At 61.1% G+C, this 17,748-nt stretch carries 15 protein-coding genes; 9 read left to right on the top strand and 6 right to left on the bottom strand.

Translation table 11 applies throughout. The features are described 5' to 3' along the window. Nucleotides 1-616: 616 nt before the first annotated feature. Nucleotides 617-2,527 carry a hypothetical protein gene (locus tag ACM62R_RS01305; protein ID WP_415182263.1) on the bottom strand — a complete coding sequence of 637 codons (1,911 nt, stop codon included), beginning with the start codon at nt 2,525-2,527 and terminating at the stop codon, nt 617-619. 225 nt (nt 2,528-2,752) lie between these two features. On the opposite strand from ACM62R_RS01305, the gene ACM62R_RS01300 reads away from it, so the two are divergent. Continuing rightward, complete coding sequence (locus ACM62R_RS01300; RefSeq protein WP_415182262.1) at nt 2,753-3,430, top strand: thiamine diphosphokinase; 678 nt, start codon at nt 2,753-2,755, stop codon at nt 3,428-3,430. Here the strand turns inward: ACM62R_RS01300 and ACM62R_RS01295 are convergent. Beyond that, on the bottom strand, nt 3,333-4,292 hold the full coding sequence (locus tag ACM62R_RS01295; protein WP_415182261.1) for a DMT family transporter: 960 nt from the start codon (nt 4,290-4,292) through the stop codon (nt 3,333-3,335). The genes ACM62R_RS01300 and ACM62R_RS01295 overlap by 98 nt on opposite strands. A 168-nt stretch (nt 4,293-4,460) precedes the next feature. Beyond that, a complete protein-coding gene (locus ACM62R_RS01290; protein ID WP_415182260.1) occupies nt 4,461-5,840 on the bottom strand; it encodes an L-serine ammonia-lyase in 1,380 nt (459 codons plus the stop codon). 231 nt (nt 5,841-6,071) lie between these two features. On the opposite strand from ACM62R_RS01290, the gene rpiA reads away from it, so the two are divergent. The 5 genes from rpiA (at nt 6,072) to ACM62R_RS01265 (ending at nt 12,132) form a co-directional block, all read left to right on the top strand. Continuing rightward, entirely contained in the window at nt 6,072-6,857 is a 786-nt protein-coding gene (gene rpiA, locus ACM62R_RS01285; protein ID WP_415182259.1) for a ribose-5-phosphate isomerase RpiA, read from the top strand. Between the two features lie 3 nt (nt 6,858-6,860). Beyond that, entirely contained in the window at nt 6,861-8,222 is a 1,362-nt protein-coding gene (gene gorA, locus ACM62R_RS01280; protein WP_415182258.1) for a glutathione-disulfide reductase, read from the top strand. A gap of 60 nt (nt 8,223-8,282) precedes the next feature. Continuing rightward, on the top strand, nt 8,283-9,452 hold the full coding sequence (gene hflK, locus ACM62R_RS01275) for an FtsH protease activity modulator HflK (RefSeq protein ID WP_415182257.1): 1,170 nt from the start codon (nt 8,283-8,285) through the stop codon (nt 9,450-9,452). Continuing rightward, nucleotides 9,452-10,330, top strand: a complete 879-nt coding sequence (gene hflC / locus ACM62R_RS01270; RefSeq protein ID WP_415182256.1) for a protease modulator HflC — start codon at nt 9,452-9,454, stop codon at nt 10,328-10,330. The genes hflK and hflC overlap by 1 nt, the downstream gene beginning before the upstream one ends. 341 nt (nt 10,331-10,671) lie before the next feature. Further along, a complete protein-coding gene (locus tag ACM62R_RS01265; RefSeq protein WP_415182255.1) occupies nt 10,672-12,132 on the top strand; it encodes a Do family serine endopeptidase in 1,461 nt (486 codons plus the stop codon). A gap of 160 nt (nt 12,133-12,292) precedes the next feature. On the opposite strand, the gene ACM62R_RS01260 is transcribed toward ACM62R_RS01265, so the two are convergent. After that, the gene (locus ACM62R_RS01260) at nt 12,293-12,709 is read right to left on the bottom strand and encodes a peptidoglycan-binding domain-containing protein (protein WP_415182254.1); all 417 of its coding nucleotides are present in this window, start codon (nt 12,707-12,709) and stop codon (nt 12,293-12,295) included. A gap of 188 nt (nt 12,710-12,897) precedes the next feature. On the opposite strand from ACM62R_RS01260, the gene ACM62R_RS01255 reads away from it, so the two are divergent. Both ACM62R_RS01255 and purU read left to right on the top strand, forming a co-directional pair. Beyond that, entirely contained in the window at nt 12,898-13,221 is a 324-nt protein-coding gene (locus ACM62R_RS01255) for a 2Fe-2S iron-sulfur cluster-binding protein (protein WP_415182253.1), read from the top strand. Nucleotides 13,222-13,338: 117 nt separating this feature from the next. After that, on the top strand, nt 13,339-14,223 hold the full coding sequence (gene purU, locus ACM62R_RS01250) for a formyltetrahydrofolate deformylase (protein ID WP_415182252.1): 885 nt from the start codon (nt 13,339-13,341) through the stop codon (nt 14,221-14,223). Between the two features lie 105 nt (nt 14,224-14,328). Here purU and purD read toward each other — a convergent pair whose 3' ends face one another. Beyond that, nucleotides 14,329-15,591 carry a phosphoribosylamine--glycine ligase gene (purD, locus tag ACM62R_RS01245; protein ID WP_415182251.1) on the bottom strand — a complete coding sequence of 421 codons (1,263 nt, stop codon included), beginning with the start codon at nt 15,589-15,591 and terminating at the stop codon, nt 14,329-14,331. Between the two features lie 71 nt (nt 15,592-15,662). Between purD and xseA the strand changes: the two genes are divergently transcribed. Next, nucleotides 15,663-17,282, top strand: a complete 1,620-nt coding sequence (gene xseA / locus ACM62R_RS01240; protein WP_415182250.1) for an exodeoxyribonuclease VII large subunit — start codon at nt 15,663-15,665, stop codon at nt 17,280-17,282. Nucleotides 17,283-17,291: 9 nt separating this feature from the next. On the opposite strand, the gene ACM62R_RS01235 is transcribed toward xseA, so the two are convergent. Then, nucleotides 17,292-17,729 (bottom strand): hypothetical protein, encoded by a 438-nt coding sequence (locus ACM62R_RS01235; RefSeq protein ID WP_415182249.1) that lies wholly within the window; start codon nt 17,727-17,729, stop codon nt 17,292-17,294. Nucleotides 17,730-17,748 lie beyond the last annotated feature (19 nt).

Genomic DNA, 17,748 nt, shown 5'->3' with positions numbered 1-17,748 from the left:
ATCGCGATTGCAGCAATCATCATCTTCTGGATATGATCAATGAGTCCAGAGCCTACAACTCTGAGCGCCCGCATTCGACCCACGGCATCTTGACCCCCGATGATGCCTATGTCAGCAAAACAGAACCAATGAGATTAGCAGCCTCAATGAAACCCTGATCCATCTTAACAAGGCTGCAAACTGGTCGAAAAACTGGGACCACCTCTATCAATCACACAAACGAACCAGAGCCTCCAAAACTCAAACTGCCCTGATGTCCCATTTTATATGACGACGGACACCATGCGTTTACCTCTCAAGGTTTTGGTCAAGAGTGCAGTCTGTGCATTGGAGATATTGACCTGTTGAGGCATTCACGAAGGTCTTTTCTGAAAAAAAATACGAAGGGCTCGCGCTGAGGACCTGGAGTTCCACACGATCATCTTTCGTATCACAGATGAATCAGGAAGAAATATGACGCAAAGACAGAACGCCGCTGGAAATTACTCCAGCAGCGTTAAAGTTGTGTGTTCTATAAGTGAGAATGCGTCAGGTAAACTTCACCGAGGCCTCGTTATCTCCTGAATGCCTGAATTCGCCCCGTTTTGGAGGCGAACATTTTAAGTTCTTGCAAAATTTAGTGTCCAGTGCGGTTTGTTTTACCGTAAAAGCGTGACTGTTCGGTTATGGCAAATTGGCCGCGTTTGATCCTGGCGATCTTGCCTTGGCGCAGGAGCGTCCCGAATGAACGCAGACCCGCTTCGCGGTTGTAGGCGCCTTCATCGGAAAGGGCAGCGACCTTCTTGATGATCTGCGGGCGTGAAAAATGCGGCCGCCCTTCGACCGTTGCTGTGTAAACAGCTGCGGCCTCCAACAGATCCGAAAGCTCTTCTACGCCCAGAGATTCCGCAAAATCTGCAAAGTTTTTTGCATCATCGGCAGACAGTGGCGCGGAATCATCTTCGTCATCTTCATCGCTTGTCAAAGCGGTTCGCTCTGATCCTTTCGCGGCGCCGATCCGGCGGGGGCGTACAAAATGCGGCTGGGTCGCTGTTGGCGTATCATTGTGGTCGATCCGCTGTTCTGAAACCAGAACCAACGGCGCCGGACGCGGTTCTGGCAAAGAGGGACGACGTGTGGCCATTTCGCCTGATGTGATCGGGCGGCGTGGGCGCACGGCGCGGGTCAGGTCTTCGCGGTAGCGATCCATTTCCGCTTCCGCCTCGGGGGCGGGGGTGCCAGAGCGGCGCATGATCCGGTCGGCCACGGTTGCTGCTACGGCCGCTTTCAGATGCGCGATAGCCGAAAACCGGCGGCGATTCTCTGTGCCTTCCAGTTTGGCATTGGTTTCGTCCAGAAGGCGCGACAGGTCGGCTTCTTGTGGTTCGGTGTTGACGATGTTGATTGCTTCGATGTGTTCGGCGTTTTTTTGTTCAACGGCGACGTCGGCAGCCTTTGGTGCGTCGGCATTGACGACCTCTGCAGGATGGACGGCCTCCTCTACCGACGCCGGAATATCGGCCGGGGCGGGTTCGACGGCGCCACCCTCGTTTTCAAGGTTGGCCAAGTCCCGCATCAGTTCCGCTTCGGCTTCGGGTGACAGTTCCGAAACGGTGGTATCCTCTGGCTTGGGCGACGGCGCCGCGGTTGCCTCGGCCAGGGTCTGGCCGATTGCAGCCAAGATGGCATCGTCGGCAGATGATTGTGTTTCCGCCGGCGCAGGCGTGTCCTCTGCGGCGCGGCTCATCTTGATGACGCGGGCGCGGATTTGTGGGGCGTCTTGTGGCTGGTTATCGGGCGCTATGGCCCCATTGTCCTGTACCGCAACTTCTGTCCCGGCAATATCTGCGAGCGTCTCTTTGGAAACAGCCGGCTCGGCCGCGGTTGCCGTTTCTTCGGTGGCCATATCATCGGCGTGCGGTTTTTTGGCGTCCGGCTGATCATCAGCCACGTCTTCGATAGTTTCGTCAACTGCGGCGAGGCTGGTGGTTTCCATCAGCGATTCGGCATCGAACGCCGGTTCTTCTTTGTCCTGTGTCAGGGCGTCATGATGCGGGGCATCATGAATTGTTGCGGCTGTTGGGGCCGGATCATTTTCGAATGCCACAGAAGGAAGCGTCACATCGCCCAGAAACGAGTCGGCATCTTGATCTTCGGAATAGCCCGCAGGGGCCGCAGCGCGGGCATTGGCCACAGCTGCGCGAATGCGTTGCAACTTGGCCGCGACGCTTTCATCAATGGACGTTGGCGTGAGTTTGGGAACAGAGACGGCCTGAGCGACGACTGTAGCACCGGACGCAGGGGCAGTGGTGGGTTGCGCAACCTCTGGCCGCGCCGGATGGGCGTTTTGGGGTGTCGGGCCATTGATGGTTACCGCGCCTTTTGGGCGCAACACCACACCGTTGACGTCGATCTTGGCGTCTACCCGGCGCTGAATCTCTCGCTCAGCGATTCGGTGCAGCATTTCCGCATCCGGGGTGGGAGGCTCTGCCCCGAAATACCTGTCGTCCGCAGCAAGATCGCGGAAATACTCTGCGATCGCCTTCATCGTGGAGAAAGGTTCGTCAAACCCCTCCAGGGTGCAGGAAAATGTCCCGTAAGACACCGTCAGAATCTTACTAGCACCTACCATGAAACGCTCACTTTCTCGGTTGTCCCGTTGATAGCACCATCACAGTAAACTAGTGCTTAAGCGTGAACCAAACGTGGCAAAGGCATGACTTTTTGTTGGTCGTGATTGTGTTTTCCTGCCTTAATCGTCATCTAGGATGCCATGTCAGGGAAAATTGTCCATTCACAGCTTGGAGTAACGCTTTTGGGCGGTGGTCCGTGCAGCGCATCGGATGTTGCCGATTCGTTGACAATCGCGCCGCTGCTGGTTGCTGCTGATGGCGGGGCAGACCGGGCTTTGGCGCTGGGACATATGCCAAGCGCGGTCATCGGTGATCTGGATTCGATTTCAGATGCGGCCCGCACGGCGATTGGGGCAGAAAGCCTGCATCCTATCGCAGAGCAGGTCAGCACGGATTTTGGAAAATGTCTGACCCATGTTGCCGCGCCGTTTTATCTTGCGTTGGGGTTTGCGGGTGGACGACTGGATCACACGCTTGCGGTTTTTGCTACGCTCACGGCGCATCCGGGCCAAAAGGTTGTGCTGATAGCCGAACAGGAGGTGGCGTTTCTGGCCCCGTTGGAATTGCGCCTTGATCTGCCGCCCGGCACGCGCCTTTCGCTGTTTCCGATGGGGCCCGTCACAGGCGAAAGCCGCGGTCTGCGCTGGCCGATTGACGGGCTGACTTTTACCCCCGCCGGGCGGATCGGTACATCGAATGAGGTGACGGGGCCAGTCTGGCTTAGGCTGGTGGGGCCGATGCTGGTGTTGCTGCCCCGTCCGTTCTTACGGCACGCGCTGTGCGCGCTTGGTGTGCCGCCAGACGTTCGCGGTGAATGATATATAATCCTGACGCCACGATGATCGCGATGCCGATCCAGGTTAACGCATTGGGAAAGTCGTGGAAGACCAGATAGCCAAACAGCGTTGCCGTGACGATTTCAAGGTAATGCAGTGGCGCCAGCGTACTGGAGGGGGCAAATTTCAACGCATAGGTTATGGCCATGTGGCTGATCGTTGCCGCCAGTCCAACGCAAAACAGCCATAGCCAGAATATCCCTTCGGGTGCGATTAGTGTCAGGGTCGGCTCAGCCATGGCGGTGCCCAGTAGTAGCGCGGGCAGGCAGATCACCGCGCCGAACAGCGCTGTGTGGAACTGCATGGTCACCGGGTGCATATGCCGCGACAGCGCCCGTGTGGTCAGTATGTAAAGCGCAAAGAAAAACGCGGTTGCCAGCGGCCAAAGCGCCACCGCGCCAAACACTGCGAATGAAGGTTGAATCACAAAAAGCGCCCCGACGAACCCAACCACTGACGCGCCCAGCCGTCTTGGCCCCACCTGTTCGGCCAGAACCAACCGGCCAATCAACAAAATGATGAAAGGCTCGACAAAGGCGATTGCCAACGCATCTGCGATCGGCATCACCTTGAGCGCCGAAATAAACGAATAGGTTGCGCCAATGGATACCGCCGTCCGCGCCAGACTTAGCCGAAAGGCCCGCGCGCTCATCCGCCAACCAAGCCCCATGATCCATACGATCGGCGCCATGAGCAAACCCTGCACCATATAGCGCGCCAATGTCACTACGCCCACCGGCACCCCTTGTGCGGCAAGCTTTGAGGCAACGTCGATCAGCGGTGCACAGACGCAAAATGCGATCATCAACACCACGCCGGGCAAGATGCGGTCATACTCTATCATCGCTTCGAGCTAGCCCCAAGCGGTCGCCGCGTCTATCCTGAAAACGACGCCCGGCAGGCACAGATCCGGGGGCAGATCACGGCGCCAAAGGCAAGCGACGGATCTGCCTCAAGACGCCGTCGCTGCGGTGGGCGCATTCAGATGGCCGTTTAGGGCCGTGCACCCCCATCAGCAGTTGGGCACATTGACGGCAAGCCCACCCAGTGAGGTTTCCTTATACTTCTCATTCATATCGCGCCCGGTCTGGCGCATGGTTTCAATAGCGGCGTCCAGCGGGACAAGGTGTGTTCCATCGCCGCGCAGGCTAAGCGAAGCTGCCGAAACCGCCTTGATCGCGCCAAGCCCGTTGCGTTCGATGCACGGCACCTGCACAAGCCCCTTTACCGGGTCACAGGTCATGCCCAGATGATGCTCCAACGCGATTTCGGCGGCATTTTCGATCTGCTCGGGGGTGCCACCCATAACCGCGACCATGCCTGCGGCGGCCATTGCGGCGGCTGATCCCACCTCGGCCTGACAGCCGCCCTCGGCGCCCGAGATCGAGGCGTTGTGCTTGATCAGCCCGCCCACGGCGGCGGCGGTCAGCAAAAATTCCCCGATGCGGCTGGGGGTCGCGCCCGGCACATGATCCAGCCAATACCGGATCACCGAGGGTAGCACCCCTGCGGCACCATTGGTCGGAGAGGTTACAACCTGCGCACCGGCGGCGTTTTCTTCGTTCACCGCCATGGCGTATGTTATCATCCAATCGTTGATCACATGCGGCGCGGTCAGGTTCTTGCCATGTTCGGCCAGTAACGCCTGATGAATGGCCTTGGCGCGGCGTTTTACCTTTAGCCCGCCGGGTAGGATGCCTTCGCCTTCAAGGCCACGGTTGATACAATCGTTCATCACCTGCCAGATCCGCGCCAGCCCCGCGTCAATTTCTGCGTCGCTGCGAAAACGTCTTTCATTGGCGCGCTTCATCTGGGCGATGCTTAGCCCCGAGGCATGCGCCATGGTCAGCATTTCCTCGGCGCTGCGAAACGGAAACGGCACGGGCGAGGGAGCGGTCAGCGCGTCATCATTGACCGCCGCCTGTTCAGCGGCCGTCAACACAAACCCGCCGCCGATCGAATAATAGGTTTCTTGCATGATCACATCGCCCTGACTGTCGGTTGCCGACAGGATCATGCCGTTGGCATGGCCCGGCAGGGCGGGGCCGTAATCAAAGGTCAGGTCGTGTTCAGGGTCAAAGCGCATTATCGGCAGATCGGGCGGGGTCAATGTGCGGGTTTCACGGTTCGCGGCCAGCGCTGCATCCGCAGCCTTGATGTCGTAAGTGTCGGGCGCAAAACCGGCAAGCCCCAGAATCGTCGCGCGGTCGGTCGCGTGCCCCTTGCCGGTAAAGGCAAGCGAGCCATGCAGGCTGGCTTTCAGCCCCGCTGCCTGAAATGGCGAGGCGCGCAAGGCGGCCAGAAAACGTGCCCCCGCAACCATTGGCCCCATGGTATGCGATGATGACGGGCCGACCCCGATTTTGAACAAGTCAAACACGCTTAGAAACATCTGCCGATTCTCCCGTCTTGCGGGGGCCAGCATGTCGCGCAGGGTGCCATGTGCAAGACCCGTTTACGACGCTTGACAAGATATTTACGCAAACCTGCACAATTAGGGACGGCAGGGGCGGTCTCGGCCTGAATTTGCGACCGAGTATCCGCAGGTGCCGCGTGGCTAATTTCGGCTCGCACGTTCGGGTATGATTGCCTATAACCGACGCGACCCGAGAAGGAGCCAGAGATGCCCGCCGAACTTTCCCCCATCGACAAGGCGAAATTCGCCGCCGCCAAACGTGCCGTCGACCTTGTCGAAGACGGAATGCGTGTGGGCCTTGGCACCGGGTCGACCGCTGCCTGGATGGTGCGCTGCCTGGGGGAACTGGTCCGCGAAGAGGGGCTGCGTATCACCGGGGTTCCAACCAGTACCCGCACCGCCGAGCTTGCCCGTCAGGTCGGGATCAAGATCGTCACTCTGGACGAGGCGAAATGGCTGGACCTGACAATTGACGGCGCCGATGAATTTGACAGTGAATTGAACCTGATCAAGGGCGGCGGCGGCGCGCTGCTGCAAGAAAAGATCGTGGCCACCGCATCGGATCAGATGGTCGTCATCACCGATGCCGCGAAAGAGGTGGTACAGTTGGGCGCCTTTGCGCTACCGGTCGAGGTGGTCCCGTTCGGCTGGCAGGCCTCTCGGGCGCTGATCGAAGAATTGTTGATCAGCATGGACGTTCTGGGCCGCACGACAACGCTGCGCCTGAACGGCTCGCAACCCTTTGTGACTGATGAGGGTAACTATATCGTCGATTTGCATCTCAACCGGATCGGTGATGCGCGGCAACTGGGGTTGATGCTGAACCAGATCCCCGGCGTGGTCGAAAACGGGCTGTTCATCGACATCTGCGATGTGGTGATCATCGGCCATGGCGACGGCCGGGTTGAGTTGCGCGACATCAATCAAGGCACGGTGGAACATGACCAGATCAACTTTGCCGAAACCGAAAACCTGTTTGCGGATCTGGACTGAGCGATGACCTTTGACGTTGATCTTTTTGTTATCGGGGGCGGTTCGGGCGGGGTGCGCGCCGCACGGATTGCGGCGGGCGAACATGGCGCCCGCGTGGCACTGGCCGAAGAATACCGGATGGGTGGCACCTGCGTCATTCGCGGCTGTGTGCCAAAGAAACTGATGGTCTACGCCAGCAGCTACCTTGGTGCCTTTGAAGAGGCTCGCGCCTACGGTTGGAACGTGCAGACCCCCACGTTTGACTGGATGACCTTTCGCCACCGCCTTGATGCGGAACTTGACCGGTTGGAGGCGGCCTATCGCAGCGGCCTGGCCGGCGCCGGGGTCAGGGTCCATGATTGCCGCGCGACCCTGGAAGACGCCCATACCGTGCGCCTGGCCACGGGTGAAACCGTGCGCGCGAAACACATTTTGCTGGCCACGGGCGGGCGCCCCTTTGTGCCCGATCTGCCGGGGGCGGAACATGTGCTGACCTCCAACGACATTTTCAAGCTGGACGCCCTGCCGAAAACCGTGCTGGTGGTGGGCGGTGGTTTTATCGCCTGCGAATTCGCCTCGATCCTGAACGGATTGGGCGTGAAGGTGACGCAATTCTACCGCGGTACGCAAATTCTGCGCGGTTTTGACCACGAGGCCCGCGACCGTGTGGCTGACCAGATCATCGCATCGGGCGTATCGCTGAAGTGTGGTACCGATGTGTCGGCCATGACAAAAACGCCTCAGGGGATACGGGTGATCTCAACCGATGGGGCAGAAACCAACTATGAAGCGGTGGTTTATGCGACGGGACGTGTGCCCAACACCCAAGCGATGGGACTGGAAAAAGTGGGTCTGGCACCTGGGCCAAGGGGGGAAATCTGCGTCGATGGCTGGAGCCAGACCGCGGTTCCCTCGATCTATGCGGTGGGTGATGTCACCGACCGGATCAATCTGACCCCTGTGGCGATCCGCGAAGGCCACGCCTTTGCCGATACGATCTTTGGCGCCCGGCCCCGCAAGGTCGACCATGATCTTGTCGCCAGCGCCGTGTTCACCCACCCGTTTGAGCTGGGAACCATCGGGCTGACCGAAGAAGACGCCCGCGCGGCCGGGCCGATCGAGGTTTACGCAACTTCGTTCAAACCGATGCGCGCCGCCTTTGCGGGTAATGGCCAAAAGGTGATGATGAAGCTGATCGTTTGCGCCGAAACGCGCCGCGTTCTGGGCTGTCACATCGTCGCACCCGAAGCGGGCGAGATGATCCAACTGGCCGCCATCGCGATCAAGATGGGCGCGACGAAAGAGGATTTTGACCGCACCTGTGCGGTCCATCCAACCATGGCCGAAGAGCTGGTAACACTGCGTAAACCTGTGCGTGTGGCTTGAATTCCCACGCTTTATGCCCAAGTGGCACACAACTGATACAAGAACTGAAAGGGAAGATGGATGAGCAACGGAGGCCCTTGGGGCGGTGGTGGCAGCGGCGGCGGTGACGACGACGAACCCGGCCGCGGCAATGACGGGCGCCGTCCGGGGCAACGTCCCGGCGAGGGCGCCGCAATACCCGAGATCGAAGAGATCATGAAAAAGGGCACCGAACAGCTGCGTGTGCTGATGGGCGGACGGGGTGGCAAAGGCGGCGGCAAGCGTGGCCCCGGTCAACCTTCGGGCCCTATGTTCAACCGCTCGACGTTGGGTATCGCGGCATTGGCCGCCGTGGGGTTTTGGGCCTACGCGTCTGTCTATACCGTGCAGCAAAGTGAGCGTTCGGTTGAACTGATGCTGGGGCGCTATCTGCAAACCGGCGGGCCGGGCCTGCACTTTGCCCCATGGCCGGTGGTAACGGCCGAAATCGTCCCCGTCACGGGCGAGAGGGTTACGGAAATCGGCTCGGGCAAGGCCGGCGCGCTGGATACCGGGCTGATGCTGACCCGCGACCAGAACATCGTCGATGTCGAATTCCAGGTGGTCTGGAACATCAACGAGCCGTCAAAACTGCTGTTCAACCTTGCCGACCCGGAAGGCACGATCCGCGCTGTTTCGGAATCTGCGATGCGCGACATCATCGCCCGTTCGGAACTGGCGCCGATTTTGAACCGTGACCGGGGTTCCATTGCCTCGGATCTGCGGATCGCGGTGCAGCGCGTGCTTGACAGCTACGACAGCGGCATCAACGTGATCCGCGTCAACTTCAACCGTGCCGATCCGCCGCGCGAGGTCATTGACAGCTTCCGCGCCGTGCAGGCGGCACAGCAAACCCGCGACACGCTGGAAAAGCAGGCCGACGCCTATTCCAACGAAGTGCTGGCCAAGGCCCGCGGTGAGGCGGCGCAGTTGACCGAACAGGCCGAAGGTTACCGCGCCCAGGTGGTCAATGATGCCCAGGGTGAAGCCAGCCGTTTCATCTCGGTCTATAATGAATACATCAAGGCACCTGACGTGACCCGTCGCCGGATGTATCTGGAAACCATGGAAAAGGTCTTGGGCGGGATGAACAAGGTCATCCTTGACGGTGTGTCGGGGAAACCGGGCGAGGGGGGGGTCGTGCCCTACCTGCCGCTGGATCAGTTGAACCGTAGCGCCACACAACCCACAAAGCAGGAGGGAGCAAACTGATGGCCCGGATGAACATCATTGTACCCGCTCTTGTGGTGCTGGCGGGGTTGCTGCTCTCGTCGGTCTATATCGTCGATGAGCGTGAACGCGCGCTTGTGCTGCAATTCGGTGAGGTCAAGGTTGACCGTGCCCAACCGGGCCTTGGGTTCAAGATTCCATTGGTCCAGTCTGTCGCGCGCTATGATAAACGGATCCTGTCGCTTTCCACGCCGCCAATCGAGGTGACGCCGCTGGACGACCGCCGCCTGGTGGTCGATGCCTTTGCGCGCTGGCGTATCACCGATGCGATCGAGTTCCGCGAGGCAGTCAGCCTTTCAGGCCCGGAATCGCTGCGCGCGGCAGAAGTCCGGCTTGCCGGTATCATCGAAAACGCGATTCGCGAAGTTCTGGGCTCGGTTCCCTCAACCACGGTTCTGTCGGATGACCGCACACCGTTGATGAACCAGATCCGCAACCTCGCCCGCAAAGAGGCCGCGGCGCTGGGGGTTGATGTGATCGACGTGCGGCTGACCCGCACCGACCTGCCGGAACAGAACCTTGCCGCCACCTTCGACCGGATGCGCGCCGAACGTGACCGCGAGGCGCGCGACGAAATCGCCCGCGGCGGCGAGGCGGCGCAGCGCGTGCGCGCCAGCGCCGACCGTACTGTGGTGGAACTGACCTCAGAGGCGCGCAAACAGTCCGAGATCATCCGCGGTGAGGCAGATGCAAGCCGCAACGCGATCTACGCCGAAGCCTTCGAGCGCGATCCGGAATTTTTTGCCTTCACCCGCTCACTTACGTCTTACGAACGTGCGCTGAAGGGCGGAAACTCTTCGATAGTGATGCAGCCTGACAGCGAATTCTTTGATTACCTGCGGTCAGACAAGGCAGAATAATCGCGGCAATTTCCGCACGCAAAAGGGCCGGTTGCCAAACCGGCCCTTTTCATTTGGCGACGCCCCAAAAGAGGCGGGCTTTCCAATACCCTGGCAAGTTTGCCGCAGGTGGCGTTCGAAAGCGGGCCACCGCATTGCGCTGAACGCGGAAATCTTTGAAAAGACGCATGTTCCCTGTGGGCCCGTCCAGATCCAGCGCCCCGCCCTGCTGGTTTTACGCCTCACATCAAGTTGAGCCGCCGCGAGGTGCTTTCATTTGCCCCTCATGCGCCCTAGGTATTTATGGCAGCAGAGGCTTTCGCGTAGTGGAGGCCATGAAAGGTATCATAAGGGAGCATGCAATGACATCACTGGCCCTTTTTCCGTCTCCGCGGCGCGCTGGCGGCCGGGTTCTGACGGCGATGGCAATCGCTTTGGCGCTGGCCATAACACCGGTCGCGCGCGCCGAAGCGCGTGTCGCGCCTGACACTTTTGCCGATCTGGCAGAGAAGGTCAGCCCCGCCGTGGTCAACATCACCACCACCACCACAGTTGCCGCATCCACCGGCCCCGGCCCGGTTTTTCCGCCCGGCTCTCCGTTTGAGGATCTGTTCCGCGACTTTGGCATTCCCAACGTTCCGGGCCATAATGCGCCGCGTCGATCGAACGCGCTGGGCTCGGGATATGTGATTTCGGAAGATGGCTATATCGTCACCAACAATCACGTCATTGACGGGGCCGACGAAATCCAGATCGAGTTTTTCTCGGGTGACACGCTACCTGCCAAGTTGATTGGCACAGACCCCAAGACCGATGTAGCCGTGTTGAAGGTCGAAAGCCCAAAACCGCTGCCGTTCGTCGCTTTTGGCGACAGCGATGTGGTGCGTGTGGGCGATTGGGTGATGGCCATGGGTAACCCCCTGGGGCAGGGGTTTTCGGTTTCGGCCGGGATCGTTTCAGCGCGTAACCGCGAACTTTCGGGCACCTATGATGACTATCTGCAAACCGACGCGGCGATCAACCGGGGTAACTCGGGTGGGCCGCTGTTCAACATGGATGGTCAGGTCATCGGGATGAACACAGCGATTTTGTCGCCCAATGGCGGCTCTATCGGGATCGGGTTTTCAATGGCCTCGAATGTGGTCAACAAGGTCGTGGGCCAGTTGAAAGAGTTCGGGGAAACCCGGCGCGGTTGGCTGGGCGTGAAAATTCAGGACATTACCCCGGATATGGCCGAGGCGATGGGGCTTGAGACCGCCTCGGGTGCGCTGGTCAGCGAGGTTCCCGAAGGGCCGGCCGCTGACGCGGGAATGCTGTCGGGCGATGTGATCACCTCGTTTGATGGCGGTGAGGTGAAAGACACCCGCGACCTCGTGCGCCGTGTGGCCGATGCGCCCGTGGGCCAGGCGGTTCGTGTTGTGGTCACCCGTGACGGCAAATCTGAAACGTTGCTGATCACGCTGGGCCGTCGCGAACTGGCCGAGGGTGAGTCGGTTCCTGCCGCGGTGTCCAGGCCGCAAGCCGCCGAGCGCGATATGCTGGGTATGATCGTCACCCCGATCACCCCTGAAATCGCGACTGAAATGGGGCTGTCGTCAGGAACCACCGGGCTTATCGTCAAATCCTTGGAGGAAGACAGCCAAGCCTATGAAAAGGGCCTGCGCGCGGGTGACCTGATCACCGAAGCGGGGCAACAGCCTGTCGCCTCGCTGGGCGATCTGGATGCCCGGATCAAAGAGGCCAAGGACGCAGGCCGCAAATCGCTGTTGCTGCTGATCCGCCGTGGGGGTGAGCCGCGCTTTGTGGCGTTGCCGGTCGAATAGGCCAAGGGGGCGCCCAAAAAAGGGGCGGCCCTGACGGTCGGCGCCTTACTGCCAACATCAAGACCGCCGGTGGGATCCCATCGGCGGTTTTTCATTGCCAGCCGGATCTGCAGGGCTTTTCGTCAGCCCTGATCAAAAGAGGGGCCTTGCCGAGGGATCATTAAGTTGGCTCCAGGTTGCGCGGCCAGGGTAGCAGGCCCAATTCCTGCGCCGCGCGCCATGACAGGATCGCGCTGTTCAATCCGCGCGGTGTTTGCCAGGCGCGCACGGCCGCTGATGTGCGGGTATCCATCACACCGCTGACGGGCCCGTGATAAGCACCCCGCACCTTCAGTGCGCGTTGCAAGGTCGCAATCAGGTCTTGCGTCATTTCTTTGGGGCAGGGGGTGCGAAACCAGCGTTCGGCGCGCGGCTCAGTAAGGCGCGCCCAGCAAACTCCGGCGGCAGGTTTTGGGGTGCTGCGAATTTCACGCGCCAGTGTCGGTTCGGGCGCGGTCACCGGCGGTGGGGCAGGGGCGCAGGCCGTCAGCGCGATCATAAGCGCGAGCGGCCCGCAGGCCGGGGTCAGGCGTTTCATCTGGGGCGGCCCTTGGCTTTTGCAAACTGGCGGGACCATAACCGACCCTGCCGTGCCGCAAAAGGCCGCAGCCGACCTCTTTTCGCCGCTACGGGTGCGCCTCTGGCAAATTGCGCCAGATTGCCCTAAACGCTTGCCAAGAATGGCAATGAACCCGCGCGCAAACGCTGCAGGCAAGGATGAATGCGATGGCAAAAATTACCTATGTGGAACACAACGGCACCGAACATGTCGTCGAGGTGAAGCCCGGCATGACCGTCATGGAAGGCGCACGCGATAATGGCGTGCCCGGCATTGACGCCGATTGCGGTGGCGCTTGTGCCTGTTCAACCTGCCATGTCTATGTGGATGCTGAATGGGTGGACCGGATCCCCGGCAAAGAACCGATGGAGGAAGATATGCTTGATTTCGCCTATCAACCTGATCCGGTGCGCTCGCGCCTGACCTGCCAGATCAAGGTCACCCCTGATGTTGACGGTCTTGTCGTTTATATCCCTGAAAAACAGATCTGAATGATCTGTCGTAATTGTCGCGCCGGTTTTTTCCGTTCTCAAGGGCGATTTCGGCACTGGTAATTCCTGAACTCTGGCGGGATGGTGCGGCAGAGTGATGACAAAGAAGGATTAGCGATGACCGCTTATGTCTTGACCGTCAAATGCGCCTCTTGCCGGGGGATTGTGGCGGCTGTCTCGGGGTATCTTGCGTCACAGGGGTGCAATCTGACCGATTCGCATCAATATGATGATCTGCGGACTGGGCAGTTTTTCATGCGCGTGAATTTTGCCTCGGAAACCGGCGTCTCGGAGGATCAAATACGCGACGGGTTTGCCGCTGTTGCAAAAGATTTCGGCATGGAATGGGCGATCCATGATGTGGCACACCGGATGAAAGTGCTGCTGATGGTGTCGAACTTTGGCCATTGCCTGAACGATTTGCTTTACCGCTGGCATATCGGCGCACTTCCGATTGAAATTGTCGGCGTCGTTTCCAACCACCACAGTTACCAAAAGCAGGTGGTCAACCACGATATTCCTTTTCACCACATCAAGGTGACCAAGGACAACAAGGCCGATGCCGAGGCGCGATTGTTGGCACTGGTTGAGGAAACCGGGGCCGAGCTGGTGGTTCTGGCGCGCTATATGCAGGTGCTGTCAGATGCGTTCTGCACCCGGATGTCGGGGCGGATCATCAATATCCACCACTCGTTTTTGCCGTCGTTCAAAGGTGCCAACCCCTATAAACAAGCGTTTGAGCGGGGTGTGAAGCTGATCGGCGCCACCGCGCATTATGTGACGGCCGATCTGGATGAAGGGCCGATCATCGAACAGGACACGGTGCGCATCACCCACGCCCAATCGCCCGAGGATTACGTCAGCCTGGGCCGCGATGTCGAGGCGCAGGTTTTGGCCCGCGCGATCCATGCGCATATCCATCACCGTGTTTTTCAAAACGGCAACAGGACAGTGGTGTTCCCCGCCAGCCCCGGATCCTATGCCTCTGAGCGGATGGGATAATCCACACCCGCCAGTGACATCGGGGCCCGAAAAGGGGGGCTGTCAGCCCCCCGCTCATTTGATTAGCGCCTTTTTTAGGTTGCCTCCGCCAGAAAGAACGGTTGTTCAGAGCGCGCGCCAGCCGATGTCGCGGCGGCAAAAGCCGTCAGGCCAGGTGATGCCGTCGACCATTCGATAGGCGCGGTCATGGGCTTCGGCCAGGGTTGCGGCGCGGGCGGTGACGGTCAGCACGCGGCCACCGTTTGCGACGATCTGGCCGTCCCGTAGTGCGGTGCCGGCGTGAAAGACCATATGGCTGCTGTCTTCGGGTAGCGCCTCAAGGCCGGTGATCGGTGTGCCTTTTTCGTAGCTGCCGGGGTAGCCCTTGGCGGCCATCACCACCGTCAGGGCGTGGTCATCAGCCCAGGTGACCTGCATATCGGCCAGCCGCCCTTCGGCGCAGGCCAGCATCAGATCAAGCGCCTGTGCGCCCAGCCGCATCATCAGGACCTGACATTCCGGGTCGCCAAAGCGGCAGTTGTATTCGACCAGCCTGGCGCGGCCATTCTCGATCATCAGCCCGGCATAGAGCACGCCGCAGTAGGGCGCGCCGCGCCGCGCCATTTCGGCCATGCAGGGGCGGATGATGTCGTCCAGCGCCTGCTGGGCCACCGCGTCGGATAGCACGGGCGCGGGCGAATAGGCGCCCATGCCGCCGGTATTGGGGCCGGTGTCGCCGTCGCCCACGCGTTTATGGTCTTGCGCGGTGCCGATCGGCAGCACGGTTTCACCATCGCTGAGCAGGAAAAAGCTGGCCTCTTCGCCGGTCATGAATTCTTCGATCACCACTTCGGCCCCGGCCTCACCGAATTCGCCGCCGAACATATCGTCAATGGCGGCCAGCGCCTCGGCCTCGGTCATGGCGACGATCACGCCTTTGCCGGCGGCCAGACCGTCGGCCTTGACCACAATCGGCGCGCCCATCCGGGTGATGTAGTCGCGCGCGGGGGCGGCCTCGGTAAAGCGGGCCCAGGCGGCGGTGGGGGCGCCGCAGGCGTCGCAGACCGACTTGGTAAAGGCTTTTGACGCCTCAAGCTGGGCGGCCGCCTGTGACGGGCCAAACGCCAGAATTCCGGCGGCAACCAGCGCATCCGATACACCCGCCGCCAGTGGCGCCTCGGGGCCGATCACCACGAAATCGACGGCGTTTTCTTCGCAAAAACTGACCACGGCAGAACCTGACAGGATATCAATCGCGGCGCATTCGGCCAGCGCTGCAATGCCCGCATTGCCCGGCGCCACGATCAGACGGTCGCATTTGGGGTTTTGCTTGATGGCCCAGGCAAGGCTGTGTTCGCGCCCGCCGCCGCCCAATATCAGAATGTTCATGCCGATCCCCCTCTTGGCCCGCCGCTGCGCGCGTTCTAAGGTCAAGCCGCAGGTGATACAAGGTTCGCACCATGGAGATGTTCGAGGACGATGCTGCCCCCCCCTCTGGCAACGCGCCAGAGTTTACCGTGTCAGAGATTTCCGGCGCGGTGAAACGCATGATCGAGGGCGAGTTTGGTCGCGTCCGGGTGCGCGGCGAGGTGGGACGGGTGTCGCGCCCGGCCTCGGGGCATATGTATTTTGACCTGAAGGATGACCGCGCGGTGATTGCCGCTGTCAGCTGGAAAGGGCAGGTCGCGCGGATGACCGTGCGCCCCGAAGAGGGGATGGAGGTCATCGCCACCGGGCGGCTGACCACGTTCCCCGGCCAGTCGAAATACCAGATGCTGGTCGATAATGTCGAACCCGCCGGTGCCGGCGCGCTGATGGCAATGCTTGAGGCGCGGCGCAAGGCGCTGGCGGCCGAAGGGCTGTTTGACGCCGCAAAGAAACGCCCGCTGCCCTATCTGCCGCAGGTGATCGGGGTTGTCACATCGCCTTCAGGGGCGGTGATCCGTGATATTTTGCACCGTCTGCGCGACCGCTTTCCCCGGCATGTGCTGATCTGGCCGGTGGCGGTGCAGGGCCAGGCCTGCGCCCCCGAGGTGGCCGCCGCGATCCGGGGGTTCAACGCGCTGGTGCCGGGCGGGCCGGTGCCGCGCCCAGATCTGATCATCGTCGCGCGCGGCGGCGGCAGTCTTGAGGATCTGTGGGGCTTCAATGAGGAAATCGTGGTGCGCGCCGCCGCCGAAAGCGCGATCCCGCTGATTTCGGCCGTAGGGCACGAAACCGATACGACGCTGATCGACCATGCCGCCGATAGGCGCGCGCCCACCCCCACGGCGGCGGCGGAAATAGCGGTTCCGGTGCGGATGGAACTGCTGGCCTTTGTGAATGACGCGGGCACAAGGATGACGCGCGCCACGCTGATGCGGGCCGAAACGCGGCGTCAGCGGCTGGTGGATCTGGCGCGGGGTCTGGGCCGTGCGCAGGCGCTGACCGCGCCGTCGCGCCAGCGGTTCGACCTTTGGGCGGACCGGCTAGGCCCGGCGCTGCGCGCAGCGACGCAGGCCAAACGGGGCCGTTTTGGCCCCCTGGCGGCGCTGATCCGCCCCGATCTGTTACGCCGTTTCATGGCCGAAGAACGCCGCCGGATCGACCTTTGGTCCACCCGTCTTACGCCCGCGCTGGACGCCCGCCGAAGCCGCGCGACCGAGCGGCTGGCAGATCTTTCCGCCCGTCTTGCCCCTGCCATCGCCCGCAACCGGGCCGAGGCGCTTCGCCAGAACGCGCAGTCGCGCCTTGCGCTGGCGGCGCTGGCCGACCGGTTGCAAATTGCACCACGCGCCCGGCTTGTGGTGCTGTCGGACGGGTTGGCGCGGCTTGACCGGATGCGCCAGACGCTGGGCTATACCGAAACACTGCGCCGGGGTTATGCGGTGGTGCGGGCCAATGGTGCGCTGGTCACCACCGGGGCCGAGGCTGCCCGCCACACCGCGCTTGAGATCGAATTTCAGGATCGCAGGCTGGCGGTGGCCCCCGATGGTGGCGCCGCCCCCGGCACACCGCCCTCTGCCCCTACAGCGCCGCGCAAGGCAAAACCCACCAAGGATACGCCCAAGGGACCACCGGGGCAGGGCAGCCTGTTTTAGCCCGCGCGTTCAGACCCCCACATCAGGGCCGGTGCAAATCAGCGGCTCGGGGCTTTCGCGCAGCGACACAAGCGGCTCGTTTTTCCGGTCGCCGTTGAAATAGGCGGTTAGCCCGGCGGCGGTGTCATGAAAGGTCCAACATTGCAGGATGGGGTCATTTTCATAGGAAAAGCAGATCAACCCATCCTTTTCAAACCAGAATCCGGTCTTGCACTGCCCTTCGGCAAAGGCCCAGACCACCTTTCGGCCGGGTAGGTACTGCTCGACCCCGTAGGGCGTACCATAGGCGTTATAGGTGATGGTGCGGCCCACGGTGCGCGCGTCAAAGGCCTCGGCGTTCAACGCGTCTTGCGCGTGTGCGGGCAGCGACGCCAGCATCAGCGCGCCAAAGGCAAGGGCGGCCGGCAGGCTTGCAAGCGGGTCATGCAGGCGTCGAAGAGGGCGCATCAAAGTCTCCGGTCTGGTC

Origin of the sequence: Phaeovulum sp. (genome assembly GCF_047638075.1) — a bacterium.
In the GTDB taxonomy this organism is placed as follows: Bacteria; Pseudomonadota; Alphaproteobacteria; order Rhodobacterales; family Rhodobacteraceae; genus UBA6197.
The sequence above is the reverse complement of the archived record's forward strand: the minus strand, read 5'-3'. Positions and strand labels throughout refer to the sequence as shown.

Coding starts and splice junctions, on each gene's coding strand:
- ACM62R_RS01305 (WP_415182263.1), bottom strand. CDS start 2,527: ATGAAGGCGATCGCAGAGTATTTCCGCGATCTTGCTGCGGACGACAGG.
- ACM62R_RS01255 (WP_415182253.1), top strand. CDS start 12,898: ATGGCAAAAATTACCTATGTGGAACACAACGGCACCGAACATGTCGTC.
- purU (WP_415182252.1), top strand. CDS start 13,339: ATGACCGCTTATGTCTTGACCGTCAAATGCGCCTCTTGCCGGGGGATT.
- hflC (WP_415182256.1), top strand. CDS start 9,452: ATGGCCCGGATGAACATCATTGTACCCGCTCTTGTGGTGCTGGCGGGG.
- gorA (WP_415182258.1), top strand. CDS start 6,861: ATGACCTTTGACGTTGATCTTTTTGTTATCGGGGGCGGTTCGGGCGGG.
- ACM62R_RS01295 (WP_415182261.1), bottom strand. CDS start 4,292: ATGATAGAGTATGACCGCATCTTGCCCGGCGTGGTGTTGATGATCGCA.
- xseA (WP_415182250.1), top strand. CDS start 15,663: ATGGAGATGTTCGAGGACGATGCTGCCCCCCCCTCTGGCAACGCGCCA.
- purD (WP_415182251.1), bottom strand. CDS start 15,591: ATGAACATTCTGATATTGGGCGGCGGCGGGCGCGAACACAGCCTTGCC.
- ACM62R_RS01235 (WP_415182249.1), bottom strand. CDS start 17,729: ATGCGCCCTCTTCGACGCCTGCATGACCCGCTTGCAAGCCTGCCGGCC.
- hflK (WP_415182257.1), top strand. CDS start 8,283: ATGAGCAACGGAGGCCCTTGGGGCGGTGGTGGCAGCGGCGGCGGTGAC.
- rpiA (WP_415182259.1), top strand. CDS start 6,072: ATGCCCGCCGAACTTTCCCCCATCGACAAGGCGAAATTCGCCGCCGCC.
- ACM62R_RS01300 (WP_415182262.1), top strand. CDS start 2,753: ATGTCAGGGAAAATTGTCCATTCACAGCTTGGAGTAACGCTTTTGGGC.
- ACM62R_RS01260 (WP_415182254.1), bottom strand. CDS start 12,709: ATGAAACGCCTGACCCCGGCCTGCGGGCCGCTCGCGCTTATGATCGCG.
- ACM62R_RS01265 (WP_415182255.1), top strand. CDS start 10,672: ATGACATCACTGGCCCTTTTTCCGTCTCCGCGGCGCGCTGGCGGCCGG.
- ACM62R_RS01290 (WP_415182260.1), bottom strand. CDS start 5,840: ATGTTTCTAAGCGTGTTTGACTTGTTCAAAATCGGGGTCGGCCCGTCA.